Origin of the sequence: Brevundimonas sp. AJA228-03 (assembly GCF_017795885.1) — a bacterium.
GTDB lineage: Bacteria > Pseudomonadota > Alphaproteobacteria > Caulobacterales > Caulobacteraceae > Brevundimonas.
Genome location: NZ_CP059297.1, coordinates 2,189,976 through 2,204,038, shown reverse-complemented (window position 1 = coordinate 2,204,038; position 14,063 = coordinate 2,189,976). Strand labels below are relative to the sequence as shown.

12 protein-coding genes are annotated in these 14,063 nt (G+C 67.5%); 7 read left to right on the top strand and 5 right to left on the bottom strand.

Annotation, left to right across the window (positions count from 1 at the left end; all coding sequences use genetic code 11):
* Positions 1-12 precede the first annotated feature (12 nt).
* A complete protein-coding gene (locus tag HZ989_RS11005; RefSeq protein ID WP_209320872.1) occupies positions 13-1,218 on the bottom strand; it encodes a pyridoxal phosphate-dependent aminotransferase in 1,206 nt (401 codons plus the stop codon).
* A 106-nt stretch (positions 1,219-1,324) separates the two neighbouring features.
* On the opposite strand from HZ989_RS11005, the gene HZ989_RS11000 reads away from it, so the two are divergent.
* The 6 genes from HZ989_RS11000 to rodA all read left to right on the top strand — a co-directional run bounded on the left by HZ989_RS11000 (position 1,325) and on the right by rodA (position 8,300).
* Positions 1,325-2,035 (top strand): TVP38/TMEM64 family protein, encoded by a 711-nt coding sequence (locus HZ989_RS11000; protein WP_209320871.1) that lies wholly within the window; start codon positions 1,325-1,327, stop codon positions 2,033-2,035.
* Between the two features lie 276 nt (positions 2,036-2,311).
* Positions 2,312-3,352, top strand: a complete 1,041-nt coding sequence (locus HZ989_RS10995; RefSeq protein ID WP_013269710.1) for a rod shape-determining protein — start codon at positions 2,312-2,314, stop codon at positions 3,350-3,352.
* A 139-nt stretch (positions 3,353-3,491) separates the two neighbouring features.
* Positions 3,492-4,598, top strand: a complete 1,107-nt coding sequence (gene mreC, locus HZ989_RS10990; protein ID WP_209320870.1) for a rod shape-determining protein MreC — start codon at positions 3,492-3,494, stop codon at positions 4,596-4,598.
* A gap of 8 nt (positions 4,599-4,606) precedes the next feature.
* Positions 4,607-5,113 carry a hypothetical protein gene (locus HZ989_RS10985; RefSeq protein WP_209320869.1) on the top strand — a complete coding sequence of 169 codons (507 nt, stop codon included), beginning with the start codon at positions 4,607-4,609 and terminating at the stop codon, positions 5,111-5,113.
* Positions 5,110-7,146 carry a penicillin-binding protein 2 gene (mrdA, locus tag HZ989_RS10980; RefSeq protein WP_209320868.1) on the top strand — a complete coding sequence of 679 codons (2,037 nt, stop codon included), beginning with the start codon at positions 5,110-5,112 and terminating at the stop codon, positions 7,144-7,146. The genes HZ989_RS10985 and mrdA overlap by 4 nt, the downstream gene beginning before the upstream one ends.
* Positions 7,143-8,300, top strand: coding sequence for a rod shape-determining protein RodA (gene rodA, locus HZ989_RS10975; RefSeq protein WP_209320867.1), 1,158 nt, complete (start codon positions 7,143-7,145; stop codon positions 8,298-8,300). The genes mrdA and rodA overlap by 4 nt, the downstream gene beginning before the upstream one ends.
* Here rodA and pip read toward each other — a convergent pair.
* Together pip and HZ989_RS10965 are read right to left on the bottom strand one after the other, a co-directional pair.
* Positions 8,297-9,283 (bottom strand): prolyl aminopeptidase, encoded by a 987-nt coding sequence (gene pip, locus HZ989_RS10970; RefSeq protein WP_209320866.1) that lies wholly within the window; start codon positions 9,281-9,283, stop codon positions 8,297-8,299. The two genes, rodA and pip, sit on opposite strands and share 4 nt — an antisense overlap.
* Before the next feature lie 28 nt (positions 9,284-9,311).
* Positions 9,312-9,698: a DUF423 domain-containing protein gene (locus HZ989_RS10965; protein ID WP_245162346.1), complete on the bottom strand. Its 387-nt coding sequence runs from the start codon at positions 9,696-9,698 to the stop codon at positions 9,312-9,314.
* A 31-nt stretch (positions 9,699-9,729) separates the two neighbouring features.
* Here HZ989_RS10965 and HZ989_RS10960 point away from each other — a divergent pair, with 31 nt between their 5' ends.
* Entirely contained in the window at positions 9,730-10,890 is a 1,161-nt protein-coding gene (locus HZ989_RS10960; RefSeq protein WP_209320865.1) for an MFS transporter, read from the top strand.
* On the opposite strand, the gene HZ989_RS10955 is transcribed toward HZ989_RS10960, so the two are convergent.
* Both HZ989_RS10955 and HZ989_RS10950 read right to left on the bottom strand, forming a co-directional pair.
* A complete protein-coding gene (locus tag HZ989_RS10955; protein ID WP_209320864.1) occupies positions 10,883-11,482 on the bottom strand; it encodes a hypothetical protein in 600 nt (199 codons plus the stop codon). The genes HZ989_RS10960 and HZ989_RS10955 overlap by 8 nt on opposite strands.
* Positions 11,483-11,597: 115 nt before the next feature.
* On the bottom strand, positions 11,598-14,030 hold the full coding sequence (locus tag HZ989_RS10950) for a tipN (protein WP_245162345.1): 2,433 nt from the start codon (positions 14,028-14,030) through the stop codon (positions 11,598-11,600).
* Positions 14,031-14,063 lie beyond the last annotated feature (33 nt).

The following is a 14,063-nucleotide window of genomic DNA, read 5'->3' as shown; positions in this document are numbered from 1 at the left end:
CTTCAGGCCTGACTATCTGAGACCCGCTGCGAACCTTTGAATGCGCGCGCAGGCCTCCTCCAGAACGGCTTCCGACGTCGCATAGCTGATCCGGAAATAGGGGCTGAGGCCAAACGCCGCCCCCTGAACCACGGCCACGCCCTCGGCTTCCAGCAGGGCCGAGGTGAAGACCTCGTCGTCGCTGATGACCGTGCCGTCAGGGGTCGTCTTGCCGATCAGCCCCTCGATCGACGGATAGACATAAAACGCCCCTTCCGGATTGGGGCAGCGGATGCCGGTCGCCTGGTTCAGCATGGACACGACGAGATCGCGCCGCTTCTCGAAGGCGGCCCCGCGCTCGGCCATGAAGTCCTGGGTCCCGTTGAGCGCCTCGACGGCCGCCCACTGGCTGATCGACGACGGGTTTGACGTCGTCTGGCTAGCGACCTTGCGCATCAGATCGATCAGGGGCTTGGGCCCGCCCGCATAGCCGATGCGCCAGCCGGTCATGGCATAGGCCTTGGACACGCCGTTGACGGTCAGGGTGCGGTCGTAGAGGTCCGGCGCGACCTGGGCGATCGTCGTGTATTCGAAGTCGCCATAGGTCAGGTGCTCGTACATGTCGTCTGTCAGCACCCAGACCTGCGGATGGCGACGCAGGACATCGGCCAGGGCCTCCAGCTCTGCCCGGGTATAGGCAGCCCCGGTCGGGTTGGACGGACTGTTCAGGATCAGCCATTTGGTGCGCGGCGTGATGGCGGCCTCCAGAACCTCGGGCCGCAGCTTGAAGCCGTCGGACTCCTCGCCAGTGACGAAGACGGGCTCGCCGCCCGCCAGCAGGACCATGTCGGGGTAGCTGACCCAGTAGGGGGCCGGCACGATGACCTCGTCGCCCGCGTTCAGGGTGGCGACGAAGGCGTTGTAGATCACCGGCTTGCCGCCCGAGGCGACATGGATCTGCGCTGCGGTGTAGGTCAGACCGTTCTCCCGTGCGAACTTGGCGACGACGGCCGCCTTCAGTTCGGGCGTACCGTCGACGTCGGTGTATTTCGTCTCGCCGCGCTGGATGGCGGCGATGGCGGCGTCCTTGATGTTCTGCGGCGTGTCGAAATCGGGCTCCCCCGCGCCCAGACCGATGACGTCGCGCCCGGCCCGTTTCAGTTCCCGGGCCTTGGCCGTGACGGCGAGGGTCGCCGAGGGCTGGACGCGGGCGAGGGCGGCGGATTGCAGGTCGGACATCGGCGATTCCCGGGGAGAGCGGTCCTTCGTCTTACGCAGTTGCGAAACCGGGATCAAACGGCAAGGCTCGCCCTGGGGGCTGGCACGGTGGTATGCGCAGGCGACCATGCGGCGCATCCTCGACTTCATCCTGAACATGGAAGGTGCCCGGTGGCGCGCGCTGCTGGCCAGTGTGCTGTTGCTGGGGGCCGTGGCCGCGCTGTTCGCCGTCGGCAAGGCCTCGCTGGGGCTGGAGGCCGAGGGGCGGCTGGAGGCCTGGCTGCAGGGCTTCAACGACGGACCGCTCGGATTCGCGGCTGTGGTCGTGGTGTTCGTGGTCTCGGCCTTCCTGGGCGTGCCGCAGTTCATCCTGATCGCCGCCAGCGTCGTGGCCTTCGGTCCATGGTCGGGGTTCGTCTACAGCTGGATCGCCACGGTCGTCTCGGCAGGCGTAACCTACTGGCTGGGGCGCGGCCCCACCGCACGGGCGGTCGAAAAGCTGGGCGGGCAAACGACCGAGCGTCTTGCCCGGTTCGTCGGCAAGAACGCCTTCTATGCCAGCTTCATGATCCGCAACGTGCCGTCGGCTCCGTTCATCGTCGTCAACATGGCCTTCGGGGCCGCGAGGGCCTCGTTTCCCGCCTTCCTGGCGGGATGCGCGCTCGGGGTACTGCCCAAGACGGCCCTGGTGGCCTTTTTCGGCGGGTCCTTCATGTCGGCGGTGCGCGGCGACGGCGTCTGGACTTCCGCCATTCTGGCGGGCGTGGCTGTGGTCTGGCTGGGCCTGATGCTGGCCGTGCGCGAGATCGTGAAGCGCCGCGAAAACCCGGCCGATTAACCAGAACTCGGGGCGGCGCAGGTCCGGTGGGTCGACCGTTCGAAACGTTGCGCAGAAACCGGGGCATAGCCGTCACCGGGTCGTGATCGGAAGCGGTCGTTCGGGTGCCATCGGGGCTTGTATTCGCCTGTCCATGCGGGCAAACGAGCGCACAGCCGGTCAGGCGAGGACGATCAGGAAATTCGACGCGTGTGGGGATACGCTTCGGATGGGGTGTCGCCGAAGCCGGATGATTTCAGCGCCTTGAAGGCCCCAACCGAACGGTAACCGACCTCCATGAGTTTCTCCCTCTTCGGCGCCATCTCCAACGACATTGCGATGGACCTCGGGACCGCCAACACCCTGATCTATATGAAGGGCAAGGGCATCGTCCTGAACGAGCCTTCGGTCGTGGCGCTCAGAAACGTCGGTGGACGCAAGATCGTGCATGCCGTCGGTATCGAAGCCAAGCAGATGCTGGGCCGCACGCCCGGCCACATGGAAGCCATCCGCCCCATGCGCGACGGGGTCATCGCCGACTTTGAAGTCGCCGAGGAGATGATCAAGCACTTCATCCGCAAGGTTCATAACCGCAAGGGCTTCGTGAACCCCAAGATCATCGTCTGCGTGCCCTCGGGTGCCACGGCGGTCGAGCGGCGGGCGATCAACGACAGCTGCCTGAACGCCTCGGCCCGCCGCGTGGGCCTGATCGACGAGCCGATGGCCGCCGCGATCGGCGCCGGCCTGCCGATCCACGAGCCGACGGGGTCGATGGTCGTCGACATCGGAGGTGGCACCACCGAGGTGGCCGTGCTGTCGCTGTCAGGCATCGTCTATTCGCGCTCCGTCCGGGTGGGCGGCGACAAGATGGACGACAGCATCATAAGCTACATGCGTCGCAACCATAACCTGCTGATCGGCGAGACGACCGCCGAGCGCATCAAGAAGGACATCGGCACAGCCCGCATCCCGGCCGACGGCGAAGGCCTGTCGATCGAGGTCAAGGGCCGCGACCTGATGCAGGGCGTGCCCCGCGAGGTTCGCATCTCGGAACGGCAGGCCGCCGAAGCCCTGGCCGAACCGGTCTCGCAGATCATCGATGCCGTCAAGGTGGCGCTTGAGGCGACGCCGCCGGAACTGGCCGCCGACATCGCCGACAAGGGCATCATGCTGACGGGCGGCGGAGCGCTGCTACGCGGTCTGGACGCCGAGATCCGCGATCACACCGGCCTGCCGGTCTCGGTCGCCGACGATCCGCTGTCCTGCGTGGCCATCGGCTGCGGTCGCGTTCTGGAGCATCCGCGCTGGATGAAGGGCGTGCTCGATTCGGCGCTTTAGGGCCAGCCGCAAGCGTCGCTGCAAATCCCCGTGATTGCAGCGAATTCGCCGGTTTCATTGTGGCCCGCTTTTTGCGATAGGCTGCGTACAGCGGCGGGGGGCGTCCCGCCGACCATGACTCTTTTTGGGAAGGCAGGCCGTGGCGTTTCGCGACGGACCGTTCGATCAGTTCAAGGTGCCGCTGGTGTGGACCGCCGCGGTCGTGGTCGTGGTCGCCCTCATTGCATCGGTTCTGCTGATCCTTGTTGACCGCCGCCATGACGCGGACGCCGATGGCTATGGGCCCGTCCGCGCGGGCATCGACGCAGGCGCCGGGCCGCTCAACGGCATCTTCGCCGCCCCGGTGCGCTGGGCCGGGGCGGCGTCGGACTATTTCGGCGGCTATTTCTTCGCCGTGTCCGAGAACCGCCGTCTGAAAAAGGAACTGGAAGAGCTTCAGCCCTGGCGCGACCAGGCCATCGCCCTGAAGAACGTCAACGCCCGCTACGAGGCCATGCTGGGTTTGAGGACCGAACCGGTCATTACCCTGGCCACTGCCCGCGCGGTGTCGGAATCCCGGGGGCCTTTTGCAAAATCGTTCCTCCTGGACGCAGGGTCGGACAAGGGCATCCGGATCGGCAATCCCGTCATTACCGAACAGGGTTTGGTGGGACGGATCGTCGGCGTGACCGGCGGGGTCAGCCGGATGCTCCTGCTGACCGACGTGGCCAGCCGCACGCCCGTTCTGATCGATCGCACCGATGCTCGCGCCCTGCTGACCGGCGATGGGTCGGGTAATCCCAAGCTTGAGTTCGTGCGCGGTGTCGGCGCGGTCCAGGCCGGCGATCGTGTCCTGACATCCGGTGATGGCGGAGGCTTTCCGCGCGGTGTGCCGATCGGGGTCGCAGCGCGCGGCATCGACGGGTCCTGGCGGGTCAAGCTGTTCAGCGATCGGGGGGCCATCGACTACGTCCGCATCATGCTGTTCCAGGACTTCAGCCAGCTGGTCGCACCGGACGCCCTGAACGCGGCTCCGCTGGCGGGCCTCGCGACCGCGCCGGCTCCGAGCGCGACCCAGGCGGCGGCCATCGGGGATGCGGCCGCACGGCGTGCGCGGACCCCGGCCGCTGCCGGGCCAGGCTCCGCAAGACCACAGGCGGCTCCCACGCGATCCAGGCCAACGGTCCCCTCGACGGCTAGGCAGGTGCCGGTTCCGCCGACCGCAGCCCCGCCTGTCCCGGTGCCGGCAGGAGGGGGCGCGGCGTGAGACGTTCGATGCAGGTTCGCGTCGTCGGCCCGCTGCAGTGGGTCATCTATCCCGCGCTGATCGCCATGGCCGCCACCCTGCTGCTGGCGACGCCGGTCGAGTTGTTCGGCCTGAAGCTGCCGGAGCCGGTTCTGCCGATGGTGCTCGCCTTTGCCTGGCCGCTGATCCGCCCGTCGATGATGGCTCCGGCCGTGCTCTTTGGCCTCGGCGCGTTCCTCGACATGTTCTGGGGAGGCACCCTGGGGCTGTGGCCCCTGTGCCTCCTCGCGATCTATGCCGTCGTGCTCGGGTCGCGAAACCTGCTGGCGGGTCAGGAGACGCAGGTGCTGTTCGTCTGGTACGCCACCTGCACGTTGGGTGCCTTCCTGCTGGCCTATCTGGTGGTGAGTCTGGTCGCAGGGCACGCCCCGAGCCTGCTGGCCCTGCTGGGGCAGGTGATCCCGACGCTGCTGCTCTTCCCCATCGCCGACTGGATGGTCCGGCGGTTCGACGACGGCGACGTGCTGTTCCGATGAGCGAGCCATCGATCTTCTTTTCGGACGTCAATGAGCGGCAGGGATCGTTCCTGCGGCGCACCTTTGTCGTGGGTGGGCTGACGGCTCTGGGTATCACGGCCCTGACGGTGCGGCTGGCCCAGCTCCAGGTCGTTCAGGCGCAGGAATATGCGACCCTCGCAACCAACAACCAGTTCAACTTCCGTCTTATGCCGCCGCCCAGGGGACGGATTCTCGATCGCAATGGCGTGGTGATCGCCGGCAACCGGCCCAGCTTCCGCGTCCTGATCGTGCGAGACGAGACCAAGGATCTGGACCAGACCCTGGACCTCCTGGGTCGTCTGCTGCCCGACACCGTTGATCGGCGGCGCGCGATCATCCGGGATGTGAACGCTGCGCCGCGCTTCAGCCCCGTGCCGGTCAAGAGCGACCTGACCTGGGAAGAGTTCGCCAAGGTCAACATCTATGCCCCCGAACTGCCGGGGGTGATGGCCGACATGAACGAGGCGCGCTTCTATCCGTTCGGCGGCTCGTTCGCGCACGTCATCGGATACGTGGCCAAGGTGTCGGATCGCGACATCAAGGCCATCCAGGACAGGGGCGAAGAGCCCCCTCCCATGCTCTACAATCCGGGTTTCCGGATCGGCCGCTCGGGGATTGAAAAGGCGCTGGACGCCGACCTCCGCGGCGAAGCCGGAGGCAAGCGGGTGGAAGTGGATGCCCGCGGTCGCGTCGTTGCCGAGGACGTCGGAGGCTCGCGTGCAGCCGTGCCCGGCGACGATGTAGTCCTGACCCTCGATGCGGATGTACAGAACCGGGCGCTGGAGGTGTTCGGCGATGAAAGCGGGGCCTGTGTGGTGATGGATGTCCGTAACGGCGACATCCTGTGCATGACGTCAGCCCCGTCGTTCGACCCGAACCTGTTCGTCGGCGGGGTACCGACGCGAACCTATCGTGCGCTGGCCGACTATGAGCGCAAGCCGCTGCTGGACAAGTCGATCAACGGGACCTTTCCCCCCGGATCGACCTTCAAGCCGGCCACCGCCCTCGCCCTGCTGGCGGCGGGGGTCGATCCAAATCAGCGCGTGACCTGCGGCGGGTCGTGGCGGACGGGCAACCGGACCCAGAGGTGCTGGGGCGTGCATGGATCGCAGGACATGCATGATGCGATCAAGAACTCGTGCGACGTCTATTTCTACGCCATGTGCAATCGCGCAGGCGTCGATGGCATCCGTAACGCTGCGATCAAGCTCGGCTTCGAGACCGCGTTCGACATCGGCGTGGACAACCAGCGCAAGGGCCTGCTGCCCTCGACCGAATGGAAGCGCCGGACCTTCCCGAACGATCCCGTCTGGCATCCGGGTGAGACGACTTCGGTGGCCATCGGCCAGGGCGCGATCACGGTCAATGCGCTGCAGCTGGCGGTCTATACCTCACGTCTGGCCAACGGAAAAAAGGCCATCCAGCCCCGACTGATCAAGTCGGTTGGGGGTGTCGAACGCCCCAGCGGCGCGGCCGTGCCCGACCTGGCCTTCAGCCAGGAACACCTGGAAATCGTCCGCCAGGGCATGATCGCGGTGGCCAATGACACCTCCGGCACAGCCTATCGTCAGAGCCAGCTGGGGCTCGGCGACATCCAGATGGCGGGCAAGACCGGGACCGCCCAGTCCCGCGACTATGGCACCGGGTCGCGCAAGTCAGACATCTGGGCGCTGAAGGATCACAACCTGTTCATCGCCTTCGCCCCGATCGATGCACCCCGCTATGCCGTGGCGGTCATCATCGAACACGGTGGTCGGGGCGGGAGCACGGCCGGCGCCCCCCGGGCGCGGGAGGTCATGCGGACCGTCCTGTTGAAGGATCCGGAAATGCGCGAGCGGATCACGCGGCCGGCCCCGCCCGAGGCCGAAGGGCCGATGACCGACGAAGAGGCGAACTTCGGCGCAGCGCCCGAGCCCGACCTGCCCACGCCGGATGCGCAGACCCCCCCCGTCAATCGCACCGGTCCGTCCACGACCGGCGGTCCACGCCCCTATCTGGCGGAGCCTCGATGACCTCTTCGGCCCTGACACGCCCCGGTGAACGCGATCGTCTGTCAGTCAAACTGGGCGAGATCGACTGGCGGTTCGCGGCCCTGCTGTGCATCGTCGGTGGGATCGGGGGCGCGATGCTTTATTCGGTCGCCGGGGGTTCGTGGGAACCGTGGGCGGCCAATCACATGATCCGCTTCGGCGTGTGTCTGGTGATCATGCTGGCGCTGTCGATGGTCAGCATGCGGATCTGGTTCGGATCGGCCTATGTCGTCTACGGTCTGGCCCTGGTCATGCTGGCCCTGATCGAGATCCCCGGTCTGGGCTACACGGCCATGGGCGCGACACGATGGCTGGACCTGGGCGTGACGCGGATCCAGCCGTCGGAGATCATGAAGATCGGCGTCGTTCTGGCGCTCGCGCGCTGGTACCACGGGGCCTCGGCCCAGGACGCCCGGTTCAGCTGGAAGCTGATCTTTCCCATTGCCATCATCGGCCTGCCTTTCGCCCTGGTGGCGCATCAGCCGGACCTGGGCACGGCCATGCTGATCGGCCTGACCGGCGCCGCGATGATGTTCATGGCGGGTCTGAGCTGGAAGATCATGGCGGCGGCGGCCGCGGGTCTGGCGGCCATCGTCCCGCCCTATGTGATGTTCGGCATGCACGACTATCAGCGCCATCGCGTGCTGACCTTCCTGTCGCCGGAGAGCGACCCGTCGGGCACCGGCTATCACATCACCCAGTCCAAGATCGCCCTGGGGTCCGGGGGTCTGCTGGGCAAGGGATATGGCCTCGGCAGCCAGAGCCAGCTGGAATTCCTGCCCGAGAAACAGACCGACTTCATCTTTGCGGCCGTGTCGGAAGAGTTCGGCTTCGTCGGATCGTTCTCGATCCTGCTGTGCTACATCGCCATCATCCTGATCGCGCTCAGGATCGCCTCGCTGTCGCACAGCCATTTCGGGCGGATGGCGGCTGCCGGCGTGACGGCGACTTTTGCCCTCTATGTGATGATCAATGGGGCCATGGTCATGGGTCTGGCCCCTGTTGTCGGCGTGCCAATGCCGCTGCTGAGCTATGGCGGTACCGTCATGCTGACCGTGATGATCGGCTTCGGACTGGTCATGGCGACGCGAGTTCACCGCTATGCCGAGTTGCCCAAGGGCCACGGCCTGATCTAGAGGCGACCCGAAGCCATCGCCGCCCAGTCGGTCCCGCGCACCAGGCTGTCGATAATGCCCGGCTCGCTCGAGGCGTGACCAGCGTCAGGGACGATATCCAGCCTTGCCTCCGGGAAGGCGCGGTGCAGCGCCCATGCGCTGGCGATCGGCGTGACCACGTCGAAACGGCCCTGGGCGATCCAGGTCGGAATGTGGCGTATCCGGCCGATGTTCTTCAGAAGCCAGCCTTCCTCCGGGAAGAAGCCGCCGTTCATGAAGTACCAGCACTCGATGCGGGCGAAGGCGATGGCGAATTCGGGTTCGGCGAACTTGTCCGGACGGGCGGCGGGGCCCTCGACGCTGACGGTCTCGCCCTCCCAGCTGGACCAGGCGATGGCGCAACGCTCCTGTTCGGCGCGGTCGTCGCCCGTCAGCCGCTTGTAGTAGGCACCCATCAGGTCGTTGCGTTCGTCCTCCGGGATCGGGGCGATGAAACGCTCCCAGGCGTCCGGGAAGATCATCGAGGCCCCGTCCTGATAGAACCAGTGCAGTTCCTTCCTGGTCAGCAGGAAGATGCCACGTAGGATCAGGGCCTTGACCCGCTCGGGGTGGGTGATCGCATAGGCCAGCGACAGCGTAGACCCCCAGGACCCGCCGAATACGGCCCAGGCGTCGATCCCGCAGCGCTCGCGCAAGGCTTCGATGTCCTCGATCAGGGTCCAGGTGGTATTGTCCTCGAGCGAGGCATTGGGTCGCGACTTGCCGCAGCCGCGTTGATCGAACAGCACGATGCGATAGATAGCCGGATCGAAATAGCGGCGCATGCCGGCATTGATCGCACCGCCAGGGCCGCCGTGCAGGACCAGGACCGGCCGGCCTTGCGGGTTGCCGCATTCCTCGAAATAGATCTCGTGGGCACTGCCGGTCTGCATCCAGCCGGACGCGAAGGGCTCGATTTCGGGGTACAACTCGCGTCGGGGCGTCTCGGTCACGGGAAAGGCCATACTGGGGTCGGTGCCTCGGGTGGGAGGGTCAGGCGGTGGGCAAGGCGCGCAGGCCGCAGAAGGCCAGGACGAGCCAGCCCGCGATCATCAGCACGCCCCCGATGGGCGCGACGGCCCCGAGAGCGGGGAGACTTAGCAAGCCCAGGAAGGCCAGCGCCAGACAGAAAATCAGGCCACCGGTCGTCGCCAGCCAGCCCGCCACGCCGGCAAGCCTAAGCCCCGGGGCCAGGACCGCGCAGACTACGCCCAGCACGGCATGGGCCAGCTGGTATGAGGCCCCTGTGGTCAGCAGGGTCTTGATCTGGGGGCCGGCCCCGTGGGCGGCGAAGGCCCCGACCGCCACCGCCATCGCGCCGTTCAGTGCAGCGAAGGCCGCGAGGTAGCGATTCCATATCATGACGAGACCGTAGACCATGGAGTCGTCTGCGTCTGCTATCGGACGAGGCATGACTCCCGCCCGCCGCATGGCATTGCAGTATGTGTTGCTCTTCGGTGCCAATGGCGTGAGCCTGCCGTTTGCCGGGCTGTGGTTCCGCGCCCAGGGATTTTCCGGAGCCGAGATCGGGGCGCTGCTGGCGGCACCGATGCTGGCGCGGCTGGTGACCGGACCGGTGCTGGCGGTTTGGGCCGACGGGTTCGCGCATCGCCGGACGCCGATCGCCATTCTCGGTGTTGCGGGCGCGCTGGCCTATGCGGGCGCGGGCGTGACACAAGGGGTATGGGTTCAAGGCCTGCTCTGGTTTCTGGGTGCCAGCACGATGGCCGCGATGATCCCCCTGACCGATGTGCTGAACCTGAGCGCCGCACGCAGGCACGGCTTCGCCTTTGCCTGGCCACGGGGATGCGGGTCTGCGGCGTTCGTGGCGGCAAACGTACTGATGGGGGCGATCCTCGCGCGGGCATCGGTCGACTGGGTCATTGTGTGGATCGTCATTGCGGGCGTTCTGGTTGGGGTGACCGCCGCCAGCCTGTTGCCACCCGAAGCAGTGTCCGACGCCGGACCGGGCCGCAAGCGGGATCGCTATGCCGGCATCGCCCGTCTGGTGACCGATCCCGGATTCATGACAGCCATCGTGGCGATCGGCGCGGTCCAGGCGACCCATGCCTTCTATTACGGATTCTCAGCCATTGCGTGGAAGGCACAGGGGATCAGCGAGGCGACGACAGGCCTGCTCTGGGCGACGTCCGTCCTGGTCGAGATCGCCTTCATGTGGATCGTCGAGCCGTGGCGGCGGGCGAGGGGGATCGGGCCCTGGCCGGTGCTGATGCTGGGGGGCATCGCGGCCGTGGTCCGGTGGACGGTGCTGGCCTTCGTGCCGCCGCTCTGGGCGCTGTGGCCGCTACAGGCCCTTCACGCGCTGACGTTCGCGGCGACCTATCTGGCAGGTGTCGAGATCATCGAACGGCTCGCACTGCCGGGGCAGCATACGGCGGCGCAGACGTTGAGTTCGGTCATGGCGGCAGGCGTCCTGATCGGACTGGCGACCCTGGCCGCCGGGCCGCTGTACGATCGATACGGGACCCTGGGCTATCTGGCCATGACCGGCCTGGCGGTCATGGGCCTGGCGGCGGGGTGGCGATTGAAGCGAACGTTGCGGATCAGCTGAGCCGGGCGCGGGGCAGGGGCGACAGATGCCGGGCAATGGCACCGGCCGCCGTGCGAATCCCGGTGCGAAGGTCTTGCGGATCGGTCGTCGCCGGAACCCGCAACAGTCCGACGGCCGGCGCGTCTACGGAGTCGGGCAAGGCGGTGAGAATACGATAGAGCAGATAGCTGCCGGCGTCCTCTTCGGACTCCGACGACGCGTCCGCCGCAAGGCCGGCATCGGTCAGGGCCCGGACCATCTCCGCAACCGGCGCAGTCGCGCGCGCGAGGGCAGGGCCGGTCTTCACAAGCCGGGCACCACCGGTCAACGTCCGGTTTTCAGCCCTCATCTGGATGCGAAAGCCGTCGGTCCGACGCGTTCGACCGACCAGAAGCACGCCGCGGCAATCAGGGTCTTCGAGTTCGCCCGTCAGAAGACCGGCGAGGACATCCGGATCCCCCGGGCCGATCGGCACGGCGCGCGCGCTATGCGGATGCCAGCCGTCGTCGGCCATATCCTCCAGCGCGGCCCATGAGGGGTCTTCGGACTCGTAAACACAGACGAGGATAGCGGGTCTACGGTCCGGTTGGGTCTCGGCGACGGTGTCGAGCATGGGGTCCGCTGTGTGCGTGACGGGGTCGTGACAGCGGCGCGACGGTGTCTGCAAGCGGACGTTATCGTCAAGCCCAATTCCTCCGGCCGCCCCCCGTATCAGTCGCTTTCGCGTCTCAGGCGAGATCGCCGATTGCGGCATCCAGCAGCAGGAAAGCGCGACCCGGATCGGTGGCCAGGGTCGCCAGAACATCGTGGGCGTCGCCCGCGCGCGCGCGATCGTTCAGCCGGGCGGCGAGGTCGCGCACATATCGCTCGGCATCGGCCCTGAGTTCCGGATCGCTCATCACCCGGCGCGAAACGCTGCGCACGGCGGCCGGCGCGACACGGCGCACGATCTGGCGCGCACGGTCGGGGTCGCGTTCAGCCAGAGCCGTTGCGGCCTCCTCCACACGTGACCGGGGCAGCAGGGCGTTGGGATCGACACCCATCCGCCGGATGGCCCCCGTTATCCTGTCTGCGAGGGCGTCGGCGTCGGCTGGCATGGCTGGCGCATCGAGATCCAGCGATGGTTCGCCCGGGCCGTCGTCGACCAGATCGCTCCAGTCCAGCCGGTCCTGAGGCGGCGGCGCAGCGCGGGGCGTGGGTTCGCTGCTGGCGGGGGCGAGACGCAGGCGACCCCTGAGGCCGAGTCCACGGTCCCGTTCGGCCTCCACAGCCGCCTCGGGCCGGGTGGGTCGAGTCTCTGGCGTGGTCTGCGGAGGCGGTGTGGACGGGGGCTCGCGGCGACGCATCGGTTGGGGATCGCCCGAGACCACGCCCATCAGGCGCACGGCTTCGGTCAGCATGTCGTAGTTTCGGCGTACCCGTTCCTGGAAGCCGGCGTCCAGGGCCTCGGTGTCCTCGGCGGCCTTGCGCGAGGCAGCGGCGAGGGCGGCCAGACCCTCTTCCACCGTGATGCGCACGGCCTCGGCGCGGGCGCGGGCTTCTTCCGGCAGGCGTGAGGCGCGGTCGTCGAGGTCTCCTATCGCAGCATCGACCTCGGCCAGGGCCTGGTTCATGCGAAACAGGGTGGCCTCCAGCTTGCCGATCGCGCGCTGACCAGCCTCGTCGACGAGGCCCACCGTCTCGTCGACGATGCGACGGGCACCTTCGACCCGGGCATCGGCGGCCTGGTCCGCCTTCTGTGCCGCATCGAACAGGGCCTCGCCGAGGCGGTCGGCGCGAACCTGGGCGTGATTTGCGGCTTCGTTGGCTGCGATGCGACTGTCCTCGGTGGTGGCCTTCAGGACGGCGAGGGCCCTGCGCGTTTCTTCGACCAGGGTGTCGCGCGCTTCGGCCGCCAGCGCCTCAAAGCGGTCGAGCGACAGCTTCGTCGCGGCGTCGAAGCCATCGGCCTCACGCTGCGAAAGGTCCACCAGGGCGCGAAACTGGTCGGTCGCAGCTTCGACGAGATCCTTCAGAATCTCCGACGTGCGGGTCGAGATGTCGCCGAGTTCGCCACTGGCCGAGCGGGCGGCGGACAGCTGTTCGGTCAGCTGGGCGCGCTGGCTCTCGACCTGGGCCGAGAAGTCCTCCTGGTCGGTACGCAGGGCATAGGCGGCCGTGACCAGGGCGGCCCGCTGCTGGCCCAGCCCCTGTTCGACCGACAGGATCTGCTCGGCGACGCCGGTGCCGGCATTCTCCAGGCGCAGGGTCTGGCGGGCCAGGTCGTCGGCGGCCAGTCGGGCGGCGTCCTGCGCTTCGTTTGCAGCGGCGGCGAGGTCTGCGGCACGGGCGGCCAGTGCCGTCTCGGCTTCGCGCAACTGGGTCTGGGCCAGATCCGAGGCATCGACGATCAGGCGGGACTGGCGCTCGACCGCGCCAAGAACATTCGAGGCCTGGGTGTCGAGGCGACCGCCCAGATTGACCATCTCATCGCGCTCTCGCGCCAGGCTCTCGGTCAGGCGACGGGCCGTCCGGGCGGCGGTATCAGCCGCTTCATTGAGCCGGTGGGTCTCGATCGAAAGGGCTTCGCGCAGAAGGGCCATGTCATGACGGGCGCGCTCGGCGGCCAGAGCGGTCTGATCGATGTCGTTGCGCAGGGCCGACAGGACATCGCCAGTCTGCTGGGCCGCCAGGGCGGTCGGAGCGACCATCGCTTCAGCCATCTGTCGGGCACGGCGAGTCTCGAAGGCCAGGCCATTTCCCTGACGTATGGCGTGAGCAAGCATCAGGGCCAGGCCGGCGGGTGCCAGGGCGATCAGGGTGTAGATCGCCAGGCGCAGGGGATCGGCCAGGATGTCACCGGCACCGATCTCATAGGCCGCCCAGGCTGCGATGCCGCCGAGCCAAAGCGCCGAAGCCGCGCCGGCAATCAGATAGGGCGTAGCGGGCTGACTGGCCCGCCCGACCGGCAGCGGGCGGGGTGCAGGCGGTTCTGGCCGGCGATAGGGGGCCGGCGGGGCATCAGCGCTGATCGAGAAGGGCGCGACGACAGGCGATTCCGGGATCGGATGCCGGGCAGGCATAGCCGGAGCAGGCTCGGCCGTGCGTTCAGATTCCGCTGCGGCGACCTCCGCCCGCTGCTGCTGCAGTTCGAGAAGACGCCGACGTCGACGTTCGGACATCGGGCGTTCGGGAGCAGGTGGCGGGCTTGCCGC

Bases quoted from the DNA above. Each gene is read 5' to 3' on its own strand.
- HZ989_RS11005 (WP_209320872.1), bottom strand. From the start codon at position 1,218: ATGTCCGACCTGCAATCCGCCGCCCTCGCCCGCGTCCAGCCCTCGGCG.
- HZ989_RS11000 (WP_209320871.1), top strand. From the start codon at position 1,325: ATGCGGCGCATCCTCGACTTCATCCTGAACATGGAAGGTGCCCGGTGG.
- HZ989_RS10995 (WP_013269710.1), top strand. From the start codon at position 2,312: ATGAGTTTCTCCCTCTTCGGCGCCATCTCCAACGACATTGCGATGGAC.
- HZ989_RS10985 (WP_209320869.1), top strand. From the start codon at position 4,607: ATGCAGGTTCGCGTCGTCGGCCCGCTGCAGTGGGTCATCTATCCCGCG.
- mrdA (WP_209320868.1), top strand. From the start codon at position 5,110: ATGAGCGAGCCATCGATCTTCTTTTCGGACGTCAATGAGCGGCAGGGA.
- rodA (WP_209320867.1), top strand. From the start codon at position 7,143: ATGACCTCTTCGGCCCTGACACGCCCCGGTGAACGCGATCGTCTGTCA.
- pip (WP_209320866.1), bottom strand. From the start codon at position 9,283: ATGGCCTTTCCCGTGACCGAGACGCCCCGACGCGAGTTGTACCCCGAA.
- HZ989_RS10965 (WP_245162346.1), bottom strand. From the start codon at position 9,698: ATGGTCTACGGTCTCGTCATGATATGGAATCGCTACCTCGCGGCCTTC.
- HZ989_RS10960 (WP_209320865.1), top strand. From the start codon at position 9,730: ATGACTCCCGCCCGCCGCATGGCATTGCAGTATGTGTTGCTCTTCGGT.
- HZ989_RS10955 (WP_209320864.1), bottom strand. From the start codon at position 11,482: ATGCTCGACACCGTCGCCGAGACCCAACCGGACCGTAGACCCGCTATC.
- HZ989_RS10950 (WP_245162345.1), bottom strand. From the start codon at position 14,030: ATGTCCGAACGTCGACGTCGGCGTCTTCTCGAACTGCAGCAGCAGCGG.